Source organism: Janibacter indicus, from assembly GCF_900176385.1.
In the GTDB taxonomy this organism is placed as follows: domain Bacteria; phylum Actinomycetota; class Actinomycetes; order Actinomycetales; family Dermatophilaceae; genus Janibacter; species Janibacter indicus.
Genome location: NZ_FWXN01000004.1, coordinates 280,452 through 301,072, shown reverse-complemented (window position 1 = coordinate 301,072; position 20,621 = coordinate 280,452). Strand labels below are relative to the sequence as shown.

General features: G+C 73.8%; 16 protein-coding genes. 10 read left to right on the top strand and 6 right to left on the bottom strand.

Annotated features, from left to right (window positions below; genetic code table 11):
- Positions 1–72 precede the first annotated feature (72 nt).
- Genes B9B60_RS06620 through B9B60_RS06595 form a run of 6 tightly spaced genes read left to right on the top strand, consistent with a single transcriptional unit; the run spans position 73 to position 8,297 of the window.
- Positions 73–663 (top strand): biotin transporter BioY, encoded by a 591-nt coding sequence (locus B9B60_RS06620; protein ID WP_084450379.1) that lies wholly within the window; start codon positions 73–75, stop codon positions 661–663.
- Positions 650–1,627: an AMP-binding enzyme gene (locus tag B9B60_RS06615; protein WP_084450378.1), complete on the top strand. Its 978-nt coding sequence runs from the start codon at positions 650–652 to the stop codon at positions 1,625–1,627. Before B9B60_RS06620 ends, B9B60_RS06615 begins: the two co-directional genes overlap by 14 nt.
- On the top strand, positions 1,624–2,817 hold the full coding sequence (locus B9B60_RS06610; protein ID WP_084450377.1) for a thiolase family protein: 1,194 nt from the start codon (positions 1,624–1,626) through the stop codon (positions 2,815–2,817). Before B9B60_RS06615 ends, B9B60_RS06610 begins: the two co-directional genes overlap by 4 nt.
- The gene (locus B9B60_RS06605) at positions 2,811–3,500 is read left to right on the top strand and encodes an energy-coupling factor ABC transporter ATP-binding protein (RefSeq protein WP_084450376.1); all 690 of its coding nucleotides are present in this window, start codon (positions 2,811–2,813) and stop codon (positions 3,498–3,500) included. The genes B9B60_RS06610 and B9B60_RS06605 overlap by 7 nt, the downstream gene beginning before the upstream one ends.
- Positions 3,497–4,093 (top strand): energy-coupling factor transporter transmembrane component T family protein, encoded by a 597-nt coding sequence (locus tag B9B60_RS06600; RefSeq protein ID WP_084450375.1) that lies wholly within the window; start codon positions 3,497–3,499, stop codon positions 4,091–4,093. Before B9B60_RS06605 ends, B9B60_RS06600 begins: the two co-directional genes overlap by 4 nt.
- Before the next feature lie 52 nt (positions 4,094–4,145).
- Entirely contained in the window at positions 4,146–8,297 is a 4,152-nt protein-coding gene (locus tag B9B60_RS06595) for an FtsK/SpoIIIE domain-containing protein (RefSeq protein WP_084450374.1), read from the top strand.
- A 44-nt stretch (positions 8,298–8,341) separates the two neighbouring features.
- Here the strand turns inward: B9B60_RS06595 and B9B60_RS06590 are convergent, their stop codons facing one another.
- Together B9B60_RS06590 and B9B60_RS16845 are read right to left on the bottom strand one after the other, a co-directional pair.
- Complete coding sequence (locus tag B9B60_RS06590) at positions 8,342–10,045, bottom strand: amidase (RefSeq protein WP_084450373.1); 1,704 nt, start codon at positions 10,043–10,045, stop codon at positions 8,342–8,344.
- The gene (locus B9B60_RS16845; RefSeq protein WP_143445465.1) at positions 10,045–10,443 is read right to left on the bottom strand and encodes a hypothetical protein; all 399 of its coding nucleotides are present in this window, start codon (positions 10,441–10,443) and stop codon (positions 10,045–10,047) included. Before B9B60_RS16845 ends, B9B60_RS06590 begins: the two co-directional genes overlap by 1 nt.
- A gap of 208 nt (positions 10,444–10,651) precedes the next feature.
- On the opposite strand from B9B60_RS16845, the gene B9B60_RS06580 reads away from it, so the two are divergent.
- Positions 10,652–10,900: a WhiB family transcriptional regulator gene (locus B9B60_RS06580; RefSeq protein ID WP_007925026.1), complete on the top strand. Its 249-nt coding sequence runs from the start codon at positions 10,652–10,654 to the stop codon at positions 10,898–10,900.
- Between the two features lie 74 nt (positions 10,901–10,974).
- On the opposite strand, the gene B9B60_RS06575 is transcribed toward B9B60_RS06580, so the two are convergent.
- Complete coding sequence (locus B9B60_RS06575; RefSeq protein WP_084450371.1) at positions 10,975–12,435, bottom strand: sensor histidine kinase; 1,461 nt, start codon at positions 12,433–12,435, stop codon at positions 10,975–10,977.
- A 42-nt stretch (positions 12,436–12,477) separates the two neighbouring features.
- A complete protein-coding gene (locus B9B60_RS06570; protein ID WP_084450370.1) occupies positions 12,478–17,262 on the bottom strand; it encodes an NAD-glutamate dehydrogenase in 4,785 nt (1,594 codons plus the stop codon).
- Positions 17,263–17,443: 181 nt separating this feature from the next.
- On the opposite strand from B9B60_RS06570, the gene B9B60_RS06565 reads away from it, so the two are divergent.
- Genes B9B60_RS06565 through B9B60_RS06555 form a run of 3 tightly spaced genes read left to right on the top strand, consistent with a single transcriptional unit; the run spans position 17,444 to position 18,778 of the window.
- The gene (locus B9B60_RS06565) at positions 17,444–17,743 is read left to right on the top strand and encodes a hypothetical protein (protein WP_084450369.1); all 300 of its coding nucleotides are present in this window, start codon (positions 17,444–17,446) and stop codon (positions 17,741–17,743) included.
- Complete coding sequence (locus tag B9B60_RS06560) at positions 17,740–18,261, top strand: hypothetical protein (RefSeq protein WP_084450368.1); 522 nt, start codon at positions 17,740–17,742, stop codon at positions 18,259–18,261. Before B9B60_RS06565 ends, B9B60_RS06560 begins: the two co-directional genes overlap by 4 nt.
- 31 nt (positions 18,262–18,292) lie before the next feature.
- Entirely contained in the window at positions 18,293–18,778 is a 486-nt protein-coding gene (locus B9B60_RS06555) for a DUF2505 domain-containing protein (protein WP_072625145.1), read from the top strand.
- Here B9B60_RS06555 and B9B60_RS06550 read toward each other — a convergent pair.
- Positions 18,775–19,161, bottom strand: coding sequence for a DUF6912 family protein (locus tag B9B60_RS06550; protein WP_084450367.1), 387 nt, complete (start codon positions 19,159–19,161; stop codon positions 18,775–18,777). The genes B9B60_RS06555 and B9B60_RS06550 overlap by 4 nt on opposite strands.
- A complete protein-coding gene (locus B9B60_RS06545) occupies positions 19,161–20,585 on the bottom strand; it encodes a WS/DGAT/MGAT family O-acyltransferase (RefSeq protein ID WP_084450366.1) in 1,425 nt (474 codons plus the stop codon). Before B9B60_RS06545 ends, B9B60_RS06550 begins: the two co-directional genes overlap by 1 nt.
- Positions 20,586–20,621: the final 36 nt, after the last annotated feature.

The window sequence follows — 20,621 nt, the reverse complement described above, 5'->3', positions numbered from 1 at the left end:
TGCTGAACGGTGTTCGAATCCGGTCCCGAACCGTGCCATGATCGGCGCCGAACCCCGACCGAGAGGCCCACCGTGTCCACCCAGCGCTCCACCGGCCATGACCTGGCGCAGGTCGCCGTCTTCGCCGGCATCATCGCCGTCCTCGGGCTGGTCCCGGCGATCGCCCCCTTCGGCAATGCCGTCCCGATCACCGCTCAGTCGCTGGGCATCATGCTCGCCGGCGCGATCCTCGGTGCCCGCCGCGGCGTCCTGGCCGTCCTCGTCCTGCTCGCACTCGTCGCGCTCGGCCTGCCGCTGCTCGCCGGCGGCCGCGGCGGCCTGGGCGTCTTCGCCGGGCCGAGCGTCGGCTACCTGATCGGCTGGCCGATCGCGGCCTGGGCGATCGGGGCGATGACCCAGGCGATGGGCACGCCCTACCGCACCGCCGTCGGCATCGGCATCAACGTCCTCGGTGGCGTCCTCCTGCTCAACCTCCTCGGCGTCGTCGGCATGGTCCTTCGCGCCGACCTGTCCGTGGGCGCCGCGCTCGTGGCGGCGGCCCCCTTCGTCCCGGGTGACCTCGCCAAGGCCGTCATCGCCGCCGTCGTCGCGAAGGGGGTGCACGCGGCCTACCCGGGTCTGATCCGCGCCCGGCGCACGGCCCGAGAGGATGCCCTCGTCTGAGGTCCACGTCCTGACGGCGACGGACCCGGTCGCGGCCTTCGTCGAGGCCGACCGGCAGGGGCGGCTCGTCGCGCTGCCGACCTCCGGCACCTCCGGCGCGCCCCGGACCGTCGTGCGGACGACGGCGTCGTGGACCGATTCCTTCGCCGCGGTCGCCGAGCTCACCGGCACGACCTCCGCGAGCCGGGTGTGGGTGCCCGGTCCGGTCACGGCGACGATGAACCTCTTCGCCACCGTCCACGCCCGCTGGGTCGGCGCGCGCCTCGCCTCGAGCCTCGCCGAGGCGACCCATGCGCACCTGACGCCGACCTCCCTTCGTCGGCTGCTGGCGGACGGGGCCGACCTCGCCGGCCGCATCCTCGTCGTCGCTGGTGACCGCGTCGACGAGGCGACCGCCGCCGCGGTGACGACCGCGGGTGGGCGGCTGCACCACTACTACGGGGCGGCGGAGCTGTCCTTCGTCGCATGGGGCGAGCACGCGGGCGACCTGCGGCCCTTCCCGGGCGTCGACGTCGCAGCGCGCGACGGCGAGCTGTGGGTCCGCTCCCCCTATGTCAGCGCCGGCTACCTCGAGCCGGGCCACGAGCTGCGAGGCGAAGGGGGCTGGGTCACCGTCGGCGACCGCGGCGAGGTCGTCGACGGTCGCGTGATCGTCCACGGACGCGCTGGCGGGATCACGACGGCCGGCGCGACCGTGCGGGTCGCCGACATCGAGGGCGTGCTGCGTCCCCTGGCGCGCGGTGACGTGGTCGTCGTCGGGCTGCCGCACCCCGACCTCGGTGAGGTCGTCGCCGCAGCCGTGACCGATGCTGGTGACGTGCAGCGCCTCACCTCCCTCGCCCGCGAGCAGCTCGCTCCCGCCCAGCGGCCGCGCCGCTGGCTGCACCTGCCCGCACTCCCCCGCACCCGGCACGACAAGGTCGACCGCGATGCCGTCCGCGAGGCCCTGGCGGCTGCCCGATGAGTGCCCCGGTGATCGTCGCCGCGGCCCGCTCGGCCATCGGCACCGCCGGGCGCTCCCTCGCCGGGGTCACCGCCGACCAGCTCGCCGGACCCGTGCTCGCCGCGACCCTCGACCGCTCCGGCCTGGCACCGGAGGACGTCAGCGACGTCGTGCTCGGCAACTGCATGGGCCCCGGCGGTGACGTGGCCCGCTCCGCGTCGCTGGCGGCCGGGCTGCCCGTCACCGTCCCCGCGCTCACCGTCGACCGGCAGTGCGCGAGCGGTCTGGCCGCGATCGACGTCGCTGTCTCGCTCGTGCGCGGCGGCGCGAGCGCCGTGCTCGCCGGCGGCGTGGAGTCGGTGAGCACGGCCCCGTGGCGGCACTGGCCACCCGTCGACGGTGCCGACCCGGTGCGCTACGAGCGGGCTCCCTTCGCGCCGGCGGGGTGGGACGACCCCGAGATGGGCGTGGCCAACGACCTGCTCGCGCACGAGGCCGGCGTCACCCGCGAGCGCCAGGACGAGTACGCGGCCCGGTCGCACGCGCGGGCTGTGGCCGCGCGGGAGGCGGGGGCCTTCGACGCGGAAGTTGTCGCCGTCGCCGGCTTGACCCGCGACGACCGGCCCAAGGCGACGCTCACGGTCGACAAGCTGGCGCGGCTGCGACCGGCCTTCCGCGACGAAGGGAGCGTGACCGCCGGCAACTCCTGCGGCATCAGCGACGGCGCCGCCGCCGTCGCGGTCGTCGACGCGGCGACCCACGAGCGCCTAGGGGCGCCGGGGCTGCGCATCCTCGCCACAGCGACGGCCGGCGTCGAGCCGAGCCGCCCCGGCCGCGGGCTCGTCCCCGCGACGCGGATCGCCCTGCAGCGCAGCGGGATCGGGCTCGACGACCTCGACGCCATCGAGATCAACGAGGCCTTCGCCGGGCAGGTCCTGGCGTGCTGCGACGAGCTGGGGGTCGACCCCCTTCGCGTGTGTGCCGAGGGTGGGGCGCTGGCACTGGGTCACCCGTGGGGAGCCTCCGGGGCCGTGCTCGTCGTGCGGCTCTTCCACCAGCTGGTGGGCTCTTCGCTCCCTGAGGTGCGACGGAGGCGCCGTCCTGAGGTGCGACGGAGGAGCCTCGAAGGGAGCCTCGAAGGGCGACTGGGCCTCGCGGCGATCGCCGCCGGCGGCGGGCAGGGAGTGGCGATGGTGGTGCAGGCATGCTGATCGACGTGCGCGACGTGACGCACGGCTTCGACGGCGGCGCGCCGGTGCTGCGCGACGTGACCGTGCGGCTGACCGAGCAGCGGGTCGGGGTCATCGGGGCCAACGGCTCCGGCAAGTCGACCTTCGCCCGGATGCTCAACGGGCTCGTCGTGCCCGAGCAGGGCACGGTGACCCTCGACGGGCTCGACACCGCGCGGCAGGGCAAGGAGGTGCGGCGGCGGGTCGGCTTCTGCTTCACCGACCCCGACGCGCAGATCGTCATGCCGACCGTCGCCGAGGACGTCGCCTTCAGCCTGCGACGAAGGGGGCTGACCCGCACCGAGGTCGACGCCCGGGTTCAGGCGGCCCTGGCCGCCCACGGTCTCGCCGGTCGCGGCGACCACCCGGCGCACCTACTGAGCGGCGGGCAGAAGCAGCTGCTCGCCCTGGCGGCCGTGCTCGTCACCGAGCCCGACCTGCTCGTCATGGACGAGCCGACGACGCTGCTCGACATCCGCAACGCGCGGCGGGTCGCCGAGGTCGTGCGGGGTCTGCCCCAGCAGGTCGTCCTCGTGACCCACCACCTCGACCTGCTCGCGGACTTCGACCGGGTGCTCGTCTTCGACCGCAGCCGGCTCGTGCACGACGGCACGCCCGCCGACGCGATCGCCCACTACCTGCGGCTCATGGACGACGACCGGTGATCGGGCTCTACCGCGAGGGCGACTCGGTCCTGCACCGGCTGCCGGCCGGGGCGAAGCTCCTCGCGCTCCTGCTCGTGGGCGTGGCCTCCCCCTTCGTCCGCTCGCCGCTGGTCACCGGCGGTGCGCTGCTCGTCGTGCTGGCCGGCTACGCCGTGGCCCGGATGCCCGTGCGGGTGCTGCTGCAGATGCTGCGGCCGCTGCTGCTCGTCATGGTGCCGCTGGCGATCTTCCAGACGGTCGTCGCGGGGTGGCAGCGGGCCGTCGTCATCGTCGGGGTGCTCGTCGCGCTCGTGCTGCTCGCCAACCTCGTGACGCTGACGACGCGCACCACCGACCTCATCGACGTCGTCGTGCGGGTGTGCGGCCCCCTGCGGCGGGTCGGGGTCAACCCCGAGCGGGTGGGCCTGATGCTCCAGCTGGCGATCCGCGCCGTGCCGCAGGTCATCGACCTGGGGCGGCGCGTGCGCGAGGCGCAGCACGCGCGGGGTCTCGCCGCCAGCCCACGCGCCTTCGCCGTGCCGCTCATCGTCGGCGCGCTCCGGCGGGCGGATGCGATGGGTGATGCCCTGGCAGCTCGGGGTCTCGACGACTGATCCTGTGGACAACTCTCGGCGGCGCTGACCCGGATCGACCTACGGTGCCGTCATGCAGCTGCGGATGACGATCATCGACACCGGCAGCGGGGGGCCCGAGACGATCGACGTGCGCGCCGAGACGCACCACACGCTCGGCGACCTGCTCGCCGCGACCGGGCACGCCCCCGCGACCGCCACCGTCCGCGGCGAGGCCCTCGCGCCCGATGCTCCGCTCGGGTTGCCGCCCCTCCTCGACGGGGCCGAGCTCATCATCGGTGCCACGGATACCGCTGCGACAGAGGCGAGCCGGGCCCCCCTTCGCCTGGTGTCGCTGAGCGGACCCGACGCCGGACGCACCCTGGAGCTCACGCCCGGTCGGCACACCATCGGCCGTGGCGATGCCGCGACGATGCGGGTCGCCGACGACGCCCTCTCCCGCGAGCACGTCGAGCTCACCGTCGACCGCGACGGCGTCCACGTCCGCGACCTCGGCACGACCAACGGCACCACCGTCGACGAGGCGCCGCTGCCCACCGACGGCGCCCGCGTCCGCTCCGGCAGCCGGGTGATCGCCGGGCACACGACCTTCGCCGTCGAGGCCCACCGCCAGCGACCCGCCAGGCGCACCCCGAGCGGCGACGGGACCCTCGCGGTCAACCCCACGCCCCACCTGCCCCAGCCGACGGCACCCGCGACCATCCGGCTCCCACCCGAGCCGACCGCATCGGCCCGCCGCCGCATCCCCTGGCTCATGGTGCTGCTGCCGCTGCCCTTCGCCGGGCTGCTCGCGCTGTTCTTCGGGCCGCGGATGCTGCTCTTCGGCCTGCTCTCACCGCTGCTCGTCCTCGGCTCCACCCTGTCCGACCGCACGACCTCGCGACGCGAGCACCGTGAGGCCCACGCCCAGTGGGTCCGCGACCGGGCCGCCACGGGTGAGCGGCTCGCCGCCGCGCTGCGCGCCGAACGACGCCACCGCCTGCGGTCGGCACCCGACGCGTCGGCGCTGCTCGATGCGGCCCGTGGGGACTCGGCACGCCTGTGGGAGAGGCGTCCCCAGCACGACGAGCACCTGTGCCTGCGGCTCGGCCTCGGCGCCCTGCCCGCAATGATCGAGGTCGAGCACCGGGCCGGTGCCCGCGAGCACCCCGTGCTCGACGACGTCCCCCTGTCCGTCGACCTCGCCGAGGTCGGCGTGCTCGGCATCGCCGGCCGGCCGGCCACCCGCGACCGGCTCGCTCGGCACCTGCTCGGCCAGCTCACCGCGCTCCACTCGCACCACGACGTGCAGGTGAGCGTCGTCGGGGACGACGACGGGTGGTGGTCCCCCTTCGCCGGGCTGGTCCACCTGCGGGCCCACGACGACGTGCCCGAGTCGGCGCGCATCGCCACCGACCGCGAGTCCGGGGCCGCGCTGCTCGCCGGCCTGGCCCGTCTCGCCGCCGAACGGGCCACCACCGCGCCCGAGCGGCGCCGCGAGGGCGACCCGCTGCCGGTGGCCCACGTCGTCGTGGTCGACGGTGTCGGGGACCGGCGCACCGACCCAGGTCTGCGCACGATCATGAGCGAAGGGGGTCCCGCCCGCGTCCTCGTCATCGCCCTCGCCGACACCCCCGACCAGCTGCCGCACGAGGCCAGGGCCGTCGCCGCCCTCGACGGCGACCGGGTACGGCTGCTCGTCGCCGGCCAGGAGGCGGCGAGCGGTGTCGTCGACGGCACGGGTGATGCGTGGGCGCGACGCCTCGCCGCGGCCCTGACCCCGCTGCGCGACGCCACCCCCGACGCGCGGGGCGGGGCCCTGCCCGGCACCGCGCGGCTCGTCGACCTGCTCGACCTCTCCCCCGACGACGGGGAGGAGATCTGCGCCCGGTGGGAACGAGGTGTGGACCTCGAGGTCACCGTCGGATCGGCGGGCGACGGGGACTTCCGCATCGACCTGCGGCGCGACGGGCCGCACGCCCTCGTCGCCGGCACGACCGGGTCGGGCAAGTCCGAGTTCCTCCAGAGCTGGGTCGCGGCGCTCGCGGCGCACCTGTCGCCGGAGGAGATGACCTTCGTCCTCGTCGACTACAAGGGCGGGGCGGCCTTCGCCGAGTGCGCCCGGCTGCCGCACACCGTCGGCATGCTCACCGACCTCGACCCCGCCGCGGCCGAACGCGCCCTGACCAGCCTCGACGCCGAGCTGACCCGCCGCGAGCACGTCCTCGCCGCATCGGGGGCCAAGGACATCGACGACCACCGCGGCGACCCGCTGCCCCGGCTGATGATCGTCATCGACGAGTTCCGCATGCTCGCCGAGGAGCAGCCCGACGTCATGGCCCACCTCATGCGCATCGCCGCCGTGGGCCGCTCGCTCGGCGTGCACCTCGTGCTCGCGACCCAGCGACCCGGCGGCATCGTCTCCGCGGACATCAAGGCCAACGTCAACCTGCGCATCGCGCTGCGCGTGCGCGACCGCGCCGACAGCGACGACGTCATCGGCTGCCCCGACGCGGCCGAGATCCCCGAGACTGCGCCGGGCCGGGCCCTGGCGAGCACCGGTGGCGGTCCGCCCCGCGCCTTCCAGACGGGCCGGGTCGCCGGGCACGCCGCCGGTGTCGGCGGGGCGCTGCTCGTGCGCCGCCCCGGCGAGGCCTGGCCCGCGCCGCCCGTCGTCGACGACCTCGGGCCGACCGACCTGCAGCGCCTTGCCCGCACGATGACCCGGGTGGCGCAGTCGCTGGCCATCCCGGCGCCCCACCGACCCTGGCTGCCGCCGCTGCCGGAGACCATCGAGGCGGCGCGGCTGCCCGACGACGAGGTGACGGGGGCTCCCTTTGGCCTCGTGGACCTGCCGGCGCAGCAGCGCCAGTCACGGCTGGAGTGGGCGACCACCGACGGTCACTGGATGCTCGTCGGCGGTCCCGGCTCAGGTCGGACCACGGCCCTCGCCTCGCTCGTCACCGCCGCCGCGCACCGGTGGTCGGCCGACCGGCTGCAGGTGCAGGTCGTCGGTGACGGGTCTGCGCGGTTGGCTGGGCTGTCCGCCCTGCCGCACGTCGGGAGCATCGTCGACGGGGAGGAGCCGACGGTCGTGGGGCGCTTCCTCGAGCGTCTGGAGTCCGACCTCTCGGTGCGGCGAGCAGCACTGCGGGCCAGTGGTCACCCGACTCTCGACGCGTGGTGGGCCACCCACGAGAGCGAAGGGGGTCCGCCTCCCCCGCCGCACCTGCTCCTGGCGATCGACGGCTGGGGCCGGGTGACGCGGCCGCGCGGCTCGCTCGACCTCGGGGAAACTGCCGAGACCCTCGAGACGCTCATGCGCGACGGCGTCGCCCTCGGGCTGCGCGTCGTCGTCGCAGGTGGCCGCGAGCTGCTGTCCGGCCGGGTCTCCTCCCTCGTCGGCACCCGCCTCGTGCTGCACCTGAGCGACCGGGGCGATGCCGCCCTGGCCGGACTCACCCGCACCGAGGTCTCGGACCGGCTCGTCCCCGGTCGGGCTCGGCTCCAGCCGGGCGGCGACCTCGTGCAGGTGGCGCTGCCGTCACTTGCCTCCTCTGGAGGGGGCGAAGCGGCCGCACCCCCGTGGGTCGTCGAGGAGCTCCCCGGGTCGGTGCCGCTCGACGTGCTACCCGCAGCGGCGCGGGAGCGGATCCCGCTCGGGCTCGGCGGCTCCGGTCGCGACCCGGTGGTGTGGCGCACCGACGGCGCGCGGCGGTTCCTCGTCTGCGGCCCGCCGCGCAGCGGTCGATCGACGGCGCTGTCACTGCTCGCCCGCCAGGTGGTCGCCTCCGGGCAGCCACTCGTCGTCATCGGCTCGGGGGCGATCGCCGACGGGCTCGACTGCCCGGTCCTCGGTGCGGATGACCGGGACGAGTTGATCGCCCTGCGCCAGCAGCACCCCGACCTCGCGGTCATCGCCGACGACCTCGACCGGCTCGAGGGCGCACCCGTCGCCGACGTGCTCAAGGAGATCCTGCGTCGTCTCGACGCCGACCGCGGGCTGGTCATCGGCGCGACGGCCACCCAGACGGCCGTCGGCCAGGTGCGCGGGCTGGTCTCCGACCTCGCGCGCACCCGCACCGGCCTGCTCCTCCAGCCGTCGGCCCGGTCAGACGGCGACGCGCTCGGCCTGCGGGTCCCGCCCCTGCCGCGCGTGGCCGGTCGGGGATACCTCGTCGTCGACGGGGCAGCGGATGAGGTGCAGGTCGCCCTCCCACGGGTCGAGGTGCCCACGACCGGATAGACGGTCGGAGATACCTCAACCCACTCAACCGGAGACCGGCAGATTCACTCCAGCCGCGGCGTGCGCGGGGGCTCGGTGCGCCGCTGACCCGTCGCCTCGAAGGCCGCCGCGATCGTCAGCAGGCGGTTGTCGTCCCAGCCGCGCCCGGCGAAGGTCAACCCGATCGGCATGCCGATGTCGCTCATCGTGCCCATCGGCACCGTGACCGTCGGGATGCCGAGGTGGCGCGGGACGAGATTGCCGTTGGCCACCCACACGCCGTTGCGCCACGCGAGGTCGGCCGACTCCTCACGCACATCCGCATCGGCCGGCCCGACGTCGGCCACCGCCGGGAAGATCACCGCGTCGAGCCCCAGGTCGTCCATCCACGCCTCGAGGTCGACGCGGCGCGTCTCCTCCAGGCCACGCAGACCCCCTTCGAGCAGGGGCAGGGTCGTGACGTCCTCGACGACACCTGCCTGCCGCGCCCGGGCGACGTAGTCAGCGAGGTCGAAGTCGAGCTCGCCGTAGCGGTCGGGCAGCGCGCCCTCGGGGTGCGGGAATATCCGCGAGCCGTCGACATCGGCGAGCCGGTGCAGCGCGGGGTCGCCGTTGGCCCGCAGGAAGGTCTCCCACCCCCACATCGACTGCTCCCAGATCTCCTCCTCGAGATAGCCCTCCGGGAGCAGGCCGCGCGTCGCGATCGTCGGCGCACCGGCACGATCACCGTCGTAGTTGGACACCACGGGGAAGTCGGTCTCGACGACCTCCGCCCCCGCCGCCTCGAGGTCCGCGCGCGCCGCCGCGAAGAGCTCCATGGAGCTCGGCCGCGGCACGATCCGCTCGCCGATCGGCCCGCCGAAGCCGACGCCCGTGCCCGCCTCCTCGTCGGTGCCGAGGTACATCCGCGGCACGCCGAGCCGCAGCCCGCGCAGCGGCGCCGCGCCGTCCGCGCCGAGCGCCGGGTAGGACCCCGGCCGCACCTGCGAGGCCGCGGGCACCTCGATCCACGGCTGGGTGCGCCACAGGTCACCCGTGATGTCCGGGTCGTCGGCGACGACCACGTCGAGCACCTCGAGCAGGTCGGCCATCGTCCGCGCGTGCGGCACGACGACGTCCATCGACGGCACGAGCGGCCAGTTGCCCCGCACCGAGATCACGCCCCGCGAGGGCGTGTAGGCACACAGCGCGTTGTTGCTCGCCGGTGCCCGCCCGGAGGACCAGGTTTCCTCCCCCAGGCCGAAGGCCGCGAAGCTCGCCGCCGTCGCCGTCCCCGAGCCGTTGGAGCTGCCGGAGCCGAAGGCCGCGGTGAGGAAGTCGCCGTTGTAGGGGCTCTCGGCCCGGCCGTAGACCCCGCGCTGCATGCCGCCGTTGGCCATCGGCGGCATGTTGGTCAGGCCGATGAGCACCGCACCGGCCCCGCGCAGCCGCTCGATGGTGAAGGCATCGCGCTGCGCGACGAGGTCGGCGAAGGCCGGCGACCCGCTGGCACAGGTGAGCCCCGTCGCAAGATACGAGTCCTTGGCCGTGTAGGGGATGCCGTCGAGCGGGCCGAGGGTCTCCCCCTTCGCCCGGCGGGCATCGCTGGCGCGGGCATCGTCGAGGGCCGCGGGGTTGGGCACGACGACGGCGTTGAGCCGTGGGCCGGCGGAGTCGTAGGCCTCGATGCGGGCCAGGTAGGCGCGGACCAGCTCCTCGCTCGTCGTCTCCCCCGACTCCAGCGCAGCACGAAGGGAGGCGATGCTCGCCTCGACGACGTCGATGCCCATCAGGCCACCCCGTCCGGCAGGTCCGGTGAGGGTGACAGGAGCGCGGCCACCACTCCGGCCAGGGCCACCACGGCCAGCCCCAGCCCGATCCACAGGCCAGAGCTCTGCACGAGGGTCCAGGCGGCCGGCAGCAGCAGGACGTTCCACACGAGAGTCGGGGTGCGCGGCCACCGGGCCCCCTTCGCCCACGCGCCGGCGAGGGCCAGGAGCAGGATCGCGAAGATGATCGCCACGACCATCGACATCGACGCCGTGCTCGGGTCCTCGGCCCGCCCGTCGGCCAGCTCGAGGCCGTAGAGGCCGGCCGTGACCAGCAGGAGGAGTGCCTCGACGGCGCTCACCGCCGCGGCGGCAAGGGCGGGTGGTGTGAGGTGCGAAGGGGGATTGCTCGGGGTCACGACCAGCAGCGTAGGTGACCCTTCGTGACTCATCACACGACGCGGCGGAACAAAGCCGTCGTCCCAGACTGTTGGCATACGGAGCAGTAGCGTGAAGAATGATGTGTGTTTTGGGTCGTGGACGCCCCGGCGGCTCGACCTCCACGTCGGCCTCGGCCAGCGACACACAGCGTGCACGACCTCCCCGACGACAAGGAGCACCACCCCCATGGATTGGCGCGACCGCGCAGCCTGTCTCGACGAAGACCCCGAGCTCTTCTTCCCCATCGGCAACACCGGCCCCGCGATCGCCCAGATCGAGGAGGCCAAGAAGGTCTGCCGACGGTGCGAGGTCGTCGACACCTGCCTCAAGTGGGCCATCGAGTCCGGCCAGGACGCCGGCGTCTGGGGTGGCCTCTCCGAGGACGAGCGCCGCGCGCTCAAGCGTCGCAAGGCCCGCGCCCGCCGCGCCGGCTGAGACCTCGTCCCACCTGACCGCCGTCTCCGAGCACCTGCTCGGGGGCGGTTTCGTCGTGTCCCGGCGGGTGCCGGTCAGCCGTCGACCGGCCGCAGCCGAGCGCTGAAGCGCACCCTGGTCCCCCGCGGCTCCGCGTCGTCCCAGCGGATCTGACCGCCGAGGTCATGGATCATCGAGGTGACGATCCGGGTGCCCAGCCCCGCCTTGCTCGGGCGGAAGCCCGTCGGCAGGCCCGCCCCGTCGTCGACGACGGTCACCCGCAGGATGTCGACGTCGCCCTCGGTGCTGCGCTCGGCCTCGACCGAGACCGTTCCGCCCTCGGGCACCCCGTGCTCGACGGCGTTCTGGATCAGCTCGCTGAGGATCAGCCCGACGGCCGTCGCGTCCTCGGCCCGCATCATCCCGAAGGACCCCGCGAAGCGGGAGTCGATCCCCCCCGTCATGCGCGCCACCTCGACGATCGCACGCAGACCGCGCACCGCGACGTCGTCGAAGTCCAGCGCCTCGGCGAATCCGGTGCTCAGCGCCTCGTAGATCATGGCGATCACCCCGACCCGACGGACCGCCTCGTCCAGAGCCGTTCGAGCGACCCCGTCGGGCACCCGTCGCGACTGCATCCGCAGCAGGGCGGCGACGGTCTGCAGGTTGTTCTTGACCCGGTGGTGGATCTCGCGGATCGTCTGGTCCTTGGTCATCAGCTCGTCGCCGCGCCGCCGCAGCTCGGAGACGTCGCGCGCGAGGACGATCGCGCCGTGCCGCTCGCGGCCGTGCATGAGCGGCACCGCCCGCAGCGCGAGCGCAGCGCCGTTGGCGGCGAGATCGGAGCGCCACGCGGCCCGACCCATGGCGACGAGGGCGAGCCCCTCGTCGAGCTGCCCCGGCTGCCCGGCGACACCGCTGATCACCTGGAGCAGGACCTCGCCCTCGATCGGGCCCTGGTGACCGAGCTTGCGGATCGCGCTGAGCGCATTGGGCGAGGCGTAGTGCACGACACCCGCGACGTCGAGCCGCATGACGCCGTCACCGACGCGGGGTGCGCCCCGGCGGGCACCGCTCGGTGACCCGGTCGTCGGCCACGTGCCCTCGGCGACCATGAGGAAGAGCTCGTCGCTCATGTGGCCGTAGCTCTCCTCGAGGCGCGTCAGCGGCCGACCGCTGTCGAGCTGGTCGTGCACGCTGAGCACGCCGATCATGCGACCGGCCCGACGCACCGGGCGAGCCCGCTCGTGGAGCAGGTCCTGCCCGCGCTCGCGCACGTGCTCGCTCTGCCCGTCGCGCACCGCCCGGCTCACGAGGTCCCCGAAGACCGCCGCCTCACCCTGGCCGACGATGTCCTCGACGAAGACCATCGGCCCGGTCATGGGGCGGGTGTGCGCGGCGGCGACCCAGCCCCCTTCGCGCGGCAGCCAGAGGACGAGGTCGCTGAAGCTCAGGTCGGCGAGCAGGTGCCAGTCCTCGACGAGCAGGTGGAGCCACTCGGTGTCGGCCGCCTCGAGGCCGGGGGTGGTCCGCAGGAAGTCCGACAGTGTCCGCACGTCACGATCCTAGTGACGTGCGGACACCGGCGGACCGGGTGCTCAGCGGGTGACCGAGCGAAGCGTGCGCAGCGCCACCGACAGGGCCGCGACACCGGGCGAGGTCAGCTGTCGGATGCCGGCGAGCTGGGTCTGCACCCGCTCGACGGCCTCGTCGTGCTGCGCCGACCACTGCGCCAGCCGCGAGGCGGCATCGTCGCCGTCGCGCTCGAGGACCGAGCTCGTCAGCGACTGCAGGGTCGCGTAGAGGTCGTCCCGCAGCGCCCCCCGGGCCATGGCGTCCCAGCGCTCCTCGCGCGGCAGGGTCGTCACCATGATGAGCAGCTCGTCGATGCCGAAGGTCTCGGAGACCTGGTAGTAGGTCTCGGCGACGTCGAAGAGCTCGCGCCCGGTGTCGGTGGACATGTCGACGATGTCGAGCACGGAGTACAGGTCGAGCAGGGTCGCGGTCCGCCGGGCCAGGTCGGTGGGCACGCCCGCGTCGACGAAGTCCTGCGTCTTGCGAGCCAGCCGCTCGGCCTGCGAGCCGCGCAGCAGGTCGGGGATCTGCGGGGCGAGGCTCGCGACCGGCTCGGCGAAGCGTTCGATCTCGCCGGTGACGTCGAGACGGCCGGCGCGGTTGGCGAGGAACCACCGCACCGCCCGGTCCATGAGGCGGCGCAGCTCGAGGTAGAGCCGGGTCTGCACCTGCGTCGGCACGACGTTGTCGAGTGCCTCGACCTGCTCGACGTAGTCGTCGAGACCGAAGATCTCGCGGGCGACGAGGAAGGCCCGCGCAACCTGGGCGGACGTCGCGCTCGTCTCCTCGACCGCCCGCTGGACGAAGGTGATCCCGCCCCGGTTGACCAGGTCGTTGGCCACCGCGGTGGTCACGATCTCCCGACGAAGGGGGTGTGCCCGCAGCTCGTCGTGGAAGCGCTCGCGCAGCGGCGTCGGGAAGTAGTCCGTCAGCTGTCGCTCGGTCGCCGGGTCGTCGGGCAGGTCGGAGTCGAGCAGGTCGGTCTTGAGCGCCAGCTTGGAGTAGGCGAGCAGGACCGACAGCTCCGGCGAGGACAGGCCCTCGCCGGCGTCGAGCCGGTCGTGCACCTCGGCGCTGCTCGGGAGGAACTCCAGCTCGCGGTCGAGCTCGCCGCGCGCGGTGAGGGTCTCCATGAGGCGCTCGTGGACGACGAGCATGTCGCCGTGCTGGGCCCGAGCGTTGCCGAGCAGGACGTTTTGCTCGTAGTTGTCGCGCAGCACCTGCTCGGCGACCTCGTCGGTCATCGAGGCGAGCAGCTCGACCCGGGCGTCCTCGTCGAGGGAGCCGCGGCGGATCGCCTCGCCGAGCAGGATCTTGATGTTGACCTCGTGGTCGGAGGTGTCGACGCCGGCGGAGTTGTCGACGGCGTCGGTGTTGACCCGCACCCCGGCCCCGGCGGCCTCGATCCGGCCACGCTGGGTGGCCCCAAGGTTGCCGCCCTCGCCGATGACCCGGGCACGCACCTGACCGCCGTCGACGCGGATGGCGTCGTTGGCCCGGTCCCCTACCTCGGTGTGGGACTCGTCGGCGGCCTTGACGTAGGTGCCGATGCCGCCGTTCCACAGCAGGTCGACGGGCGCCTGGAGGATGAGGTGGATCAGCTCGGTCGGCGTCATCGACGTGGCCCCGTCGAGGCCGAGGGCGGCTGCGGCCTGCTCGCTCACGGGGATCGACTTGGCGCTGCGCGACCACACGCCACCCCCCTCGCTGATGAGGGAGCGGTCGTAGTCGTCCCAGGAGCTGCGGGGCAGGTCGAAAAGCCGTCGCCGCTCGGCGAAGGAGCCGGCCGCATCGGGCTGCGGGTCGATGAAGACGTGCAGGTGGTTGAAGGCCGCGACGAGCCGGATGTGCTCGGACAGCAGCATGCCGTTGCCGAAGACGTCACCGCTCATGTCACCGATGCCGACGACGGTGAAGTCCTCGGTCTGGGTGTCGTGGCCGAGCTCGCGGAAGTGCCGCTTGACCGACTCCCAGGCGCCGCGGGCGGTGATGCCCATGCCCTTGTGGTCGTAGCCGACCGAGCCGCCGGAGGCGAAGGCATCGTCGAGCCAGAAGCCGTACTCGCGGGCGATGGAGTTGGCCAGGTCGGAGAAGGTCGCCGTGCCCTTGTCGGCGGCGACGACGAGGTAGGAGTCGTCGCCGTCGTGGCGCACGACCCGCTCGGGCGGGACGATCGCGCCTTCGACGCGGTTGTCGGTGACGTCGAGCAGGCCGGAGATGAAGGCCCGGTAGGCCGAGCGGCCGGCCTCCATCCACGCCTCTCGGTCAACGCCCGGGTCGGGCAGCTGCTTGCCGAAGAAGCCGCCCTTGCTGCCCGTCGGCACGATGACGGCATTTTTGACCATCTGGGCCTTGACGAGCCCGAGGACCTCGGTGCGGAAGTCGTCGCGTCGGTCGCTCCAGCGCAGGCCACCACGGGCGACCGCGCCGAAGCGCAGGTGGACGCCCTCGACCTGCGGGCTGTGCACCCAGATCTCGAAGGCGGGGTGCGGCTTGGGCATGTCGGGCACGCGTGCCGGCTCGAGCTTCAGCGAGATGCGCGGCAGCGGCTCGCCCTCGGCGTCGCGCACGAAGTAGCTCGTGCGCAGGGTCGCGGCGATGACCCCGACGAAGGCCCGGATGATCCGGTCGTGCTCGAGCGAGCTGACCTCCTCGAGCGCGTCGTGGATGCGCTGGGTCACCTCGGCCTCGGCGGCGGCGCGGTCCTCGCCGGCCACCCCCTCGAAGCGGTCGGGGTCGAAGCGGGTCTCGAAGAGCTCGACGACGTCACGGGCGATGGTGTGGTTGTCGGCGAGCGCGGACTCGAGGCTCGTCTGGCCCCACGTGCCGCCGGCCTGCCGCAGGTAGCGCCCGATCGCGCGCAGCAGCGAGACCTGCCGCCAGGTGAGCCCAGCCCGGATGATCAGCGCGTTGAAGCCGTCGGACTCGGTACGTCCGGCCCGCACGGCGATGACCGCCGACTCGACGAGCTCGCGCAGCTCCTCGTGGGTGTGCGCCTCCCACAGGGCCGCGTCGGGCACCCGCAGGCTCATGTCGTAGACACCGGCGGTGACACCGTCGGTGCGGGTGAGCGTGTAGGGCTCCTCCTCGATGACCTGGGTGCCGAGGTTGCGGAAGATCGGCATGAGGTCGTCGAGGATCAGCTCGTCGAGGCTGAAGAGCTTGATCCGGCGCACCCGCGGGTCCTCGCCGCCGCCGTGGCCGCGGCGGGGGTCGTAGAGCGCGCAGGCGAAGGGGGTCCCCTCCCCCAGCAGGGCGAGGTTCTTCAGGTCGGCCACGGCCTGGGCGGCGTCGAAGTCGTCCTCGTAGTCGACGGGGAACCCGCCGGCCCACGGGGCGATGAGCGAACTGGCGACCTCGCTGCCGACGAGCTCGTCGGCGCGACGCACGAGGCGCTCCTCCCAGGTGAGCGTGGCGTCGGCGACGGCCGCCTCGAGCCGCTGCTGGGCCTCGCCGGTCGGCAGCTCGACGCCCTGCGAGCCGCGCAGGATGTAGTAGAGCCGCGCCATCGGCTCGTCGGAGACGTGCGCGGTGAAGCTCACCTCGTCGGCGCCGGTCGCCTCGCGCAGCTCGGTCTCGACCCGCTGGCGCACGGCGGTCGTGTAGCGGTCGCGGGGCAGGTAGATGATCGCCGAGACGAACTGCCCGCCCGTGTCGAGCCGCAGGAAGGTCGCGGTGCGGATGCGGTGGACCATCTGCAGGATCGAGGTGACGACCTGGCGCAGGTGGTCGACCGGCGCCTGGAAGAGCTCGTCCCGCGGGAAGGTCTCGAACAGGCGCATCGCGAAGGCGCCCGAGTGGCTGTCGCGGGCCCACCCGGAGTCGGAGAGGATCTGCTGCACCTTGTCGGCGATGAGCGGGATCGTCAGCACCGAGCTGGTGTACGCGGTCGACGCGAAGAGCCCGGCGAGGCGGCGCTCGACGAGTCGGCCCTGGGCGTCGTGGAAGCGCACGGCGACGAGGTCGGGGTGGGTCACGCGGTGTACGGGCAGCACGGCGTGCGACTTGCCGATCGCCAGGCACTCACCCTCGTCGCTGGTGCCGCCGAGCGGCGTGATTGCCTCGGCCGTCGAGTCGTCACGCAGCACGCCCAACCCGCTGCCGGGGACGGCCGTGACCGCGTCGCCGTCGACCGTGTGGTCGCGCGAGCCGATGAAGGTGAAGTGGTCGTCGACGAGCCAGCGCAGGAACTCCGCGGCCGCGGTCTGCGACTCGCGGCTGCCGGCCCCCCGGCCCTCGTCGAGGGCCTGCACGAGCTCGGTCACCGTCGCCCGCATGCTCTCCCAGTCGTCGACGGCGGCGGCGACGGCGTCGACGACCTCGGCGATGCGGTCCTGGACGAGCGCCATGTCGCACCGGTCGGCGAGCTCGAGACGGATCCACGACTCGTCGTGCAGGTCGGGGTCGGTGTGGGGCGTGCGGGGGTCGGTGTCGAGCACCTCGACGAGCTCGCCCTGCGCGTCGCGCCGGACGACGAAGAGCGGGTGGAGGAGCAGCGAGACCCCGATGCCGGCGGACCCGAGCTCGCCGAGGACCGAGTCGACGAGGAAGGGCCGGTCCGAGGTGACGACGTGCAGCACCCCGTCGGCGGCGTCGACGACCGTCTGCCCCGGCGCCCGGGTGGCGGCCACCTCCCGGTGTCTGGTGGCCATCGCCACCAGGTCCTCCGCGGACCGACCGCGCAGCGCGGTCGCGTCGACGTGTCGCAGGTACCGCTCGACGAAGGGGGCGTCGTCACCGGCCGCGGTGGCGGCGTCGACGAGCACTCCCTCGGGGTCGGTGGCGGGGCGGGCAGGCAGCTGTGCCATGGATGGGCGTCCTCGGTCGCATCGTCACGTGTCGCGGGACCTCGTCGTCCCGCTCACGACGAGCCTAGCCCCCTATGACGCGCGTCACGTGCACCCCCCGGCGGAGCGAAGGGGGGACCGCCGCGGGCCTGTGGACGGCCCGCGTCCCGGGGACGACGCGCGTCGATAGGCTGGCCGGACCATGCCCCCTTCGCACCCTCGCCCCGAGGACCTCGACGCGCTCGTCGACGCCCTGTCCGCCACCGGTGAGCACACCGCGGCCACGGGCGAGCTGCTGCTCGACCACCTCGTGACGGTCGGGGACCACGCGACCCAGCGGGCGCTCGACGGCACGGTCGACGACACCGTCGACAGCCTCCGCGAGATCTCTGCCGGGTGCCGCGAGCTCGCCCTCGCGATGGGGCCGCGCGCCGCCCGGTCGGCCTCCTCGTCGGCGCGGGGCGGCGAGCACGCACGCCCCGACGTCCGCGAGCTGCGATGAGCCACCCCCTGCTGGGCGACCCCGGCTCGCTGAGTGCCCTGGCATCCTCCTTGCGCAGCCGTGCGGTGCAGCTGCACGCCGACGCCGAGGCACTGCGCGCTGCGCTGGCCGACGCCGCACCCGGGTGGCGCGGACCGAGCGCGCTCGAGCGACGCCGCCGGGCAGAGCGCCTCGCCGAGGCCACCGCGTCCACGGCCGATGCCATGGACGTGTGCGGGCGCACCCTGCACTCGACGGCCACCGAGCTCGCCGAGGCGATCGCCCGCCTTCGCGCCCTCGAGGAGGAGGCCCGCGCGGCCGGGCTCGACGTGCGCGACGGCACGGTCGAGCGCAGCTGGGGCATCACCGGCGTCGCCGACGCCCACTCGGTCGACGAGGCCGAGCGGGTGCGCGAGTCGCTGCAGGAGCGGGTGCACCACGTCGTGACGACGCTCGGTCGGCACCGCACGCTGCTCACGGCCGAGTGCGCCCGGGCGAGCGAGCTGCTGCGCACGACGAGTGCCGCCCTGCGTGCCTGACGACGCCGGTCCGCAGCGCTAGCGTGTGCCCATGAGGATCACCCGTGAGGCCACCCTGCCCGCCGGCCCCGACGAGGCCTTCGCGCTCGTCTCGACGCAGGAGTACCAGCAGGCCAAGGTCGACGCCCAGGTGCCCGGCTCGACCGCGTCAGTGACCGAGCAGGGCGCCGACGTCGTCGTGCGCACGCGACGAGCGCTCTCCACCCAGGGCATGCCCGCGGCCGTGGCGTCGATGGTCGGCGACACGCTGCAGATCGACGAGCAGCAGACCTGGCACCCCGCGGCGGCCGACGGCTCCCGCCGCGCCGACCTCGACCTCACCGTCTCGGGAGCCCCGCTGCGCCTGCGCGGCACCATCGACCTGACCCCCGCCGGCAACGGTGCCCGGATGGCCGTGGCCGCCGACCTCACGTGCTCGATCCCGCTCGTCGGCAAAAAGGTCGAGCAGGCCGCCCAGCCGGCGATCATCGACTCGATCGACGCCGAGGCGCGCTTCCTCGCCGAGCGCCTGGTCTAACCCTCGGCGAGGTCGGGAAGCTCGGTGACGTCGTACCAGAGCAGGTCGTCGTAGCCGGAGCCGACGCCACCCGCGTCCTCCTCGACGTGGAAGCTCACGACGTCGGCCACCGCGATGACCACGGCGGCGTCGAGCCGACCGTCATCGCCGGTGCCCGGGGCGTCGGGGACGTCGGCTGCGGCGACGACGCGACGACCGGCACCGAGGTCGCGGGCCGCGTCGAGTGCCTGGCACATCGCCTCGAACTCGAGGTCCTCCTCGTCGGCCGTCGGGTCGAGGGCGCGGACCGCGTCCGTCACGGCGAAGGGGGTGCGCTCCGGCAGACGTCCCGTCGCGGCGACGTCGGCGAGCTCGGGCAGGAGCATCGGCACGTAGACCCGCATCACGCGCGTCCCCTGGGGGCGGTGCGCAGCTCGGCGAGCGCGTCCTGGATCGAGCGCGCCAGCAGGTCGAGGTCGGGCATCGAGTCACGGTCACCGGTGAGGCCGTAGTAGACCTTGCCGTCGTAGGAGGTCAGCCCGATCGCCAGGCCCTGACCACGGCCCAGCGGCATGACCGGGTAGGTCTCGATGAGCCGGCAGCCCTCCACCTGCAGGGACTGCTGCGGACCGGGCACGTTGGTGATGACGAAGTTGAACAGGCGGCGGCTCATGGCGCTGCCGAGCCGGGCGCCGAGCGTGTGCAGCGTCGGCGGGGCGAAGCCCCCGATGCTCGCCAGCGACGTCGCGCCGACGCCCTCGACCGAGATCGACTCGATCTGCTGCCGCATCGCGAAGGCGATCTGGTGCAGCCGCATGGACGGGGTGTTCTCGCCGATGGGCAGGTCGATGAAGCACGCGGTCATCGCGTTGTCGGTGAGCGGGTCGCCGGAGCCGTCGACGATGCTCAGCGGCACCATGACCCGCAGGGTCGTCGTGGCCGTGACCGGCAGCCCGCGGTTTTGCATCCAGGCCCGCAGCGCCCCGGCCACCGTGGCGAGGATGACGTCGTTGATCGACACGTCGTCGACGTAGCGCCCCCGGGTCAGCCGGCCGCGCACCTTGCGGTAGTCGTCCAGATCGGTCTCGACCATGACGTAGCGGCGCGCGGCGCCGACGGTCGCCTTGATCGGCGAGTCCGGCGCGGGGCGTGCCCCCACGCGAGCGAGGGTCGCAACGAGGCGGCCGGCGGTACCGGTGACGACCCGGCCGGTGCGGCTGACGTCGCGCAGCCCCGCCCCGACACCGCGCACGACCCGGGCCGGGTTGAGGACCGAGCCGAGGAGCGCGTCGGCGACCAGGCGCAGGTCGGAGGGCGCGGACCCGGGCTGGCCCTCGCGGTCGTCGACGGGGACGGCGTCGGGGTCGAGCAGCAGGTGGGCCAGGTCGACGGCGCTGATGCCGTCGACCATCGCCTGGTGCGCCTTGGTGACGACGGCGAAGCGCCCCCCGTCGAGACCCTCGACGAAGTAGGCCTCCCACAGGGGCCGGTACCGGTCGAGCGGCCGGGTCATGATCTGCGCGACGTAGTCCTCGAGGTCGCTGCGGGCCCCCGGCGAGGGGATGGCCGACCGGCGCACGTGGTAGCCGATGTCGAAGTGTTCGTCATCGACCCACACGGGGTTGTCCAGGCGCCCCGGGACCTCGCGGATGCGCTGGCGGTAACGCGAGTGCCCGGCGATGCGGTCACCGACGACGGCGACGAAGCTGTCGTAGTCGAAGCCCTCGGCCGGCGGCTCGAAGACCATGACCGACCCCACGTGCATGGGCAGGGTGGGCTCCTCGAGGTAGAGGAAGGACGAGTCGAGGGCACCGAGTCTGTTCACCACGGGCACATCGTGGCACGTGCGCGCGCCCCGGGGTAC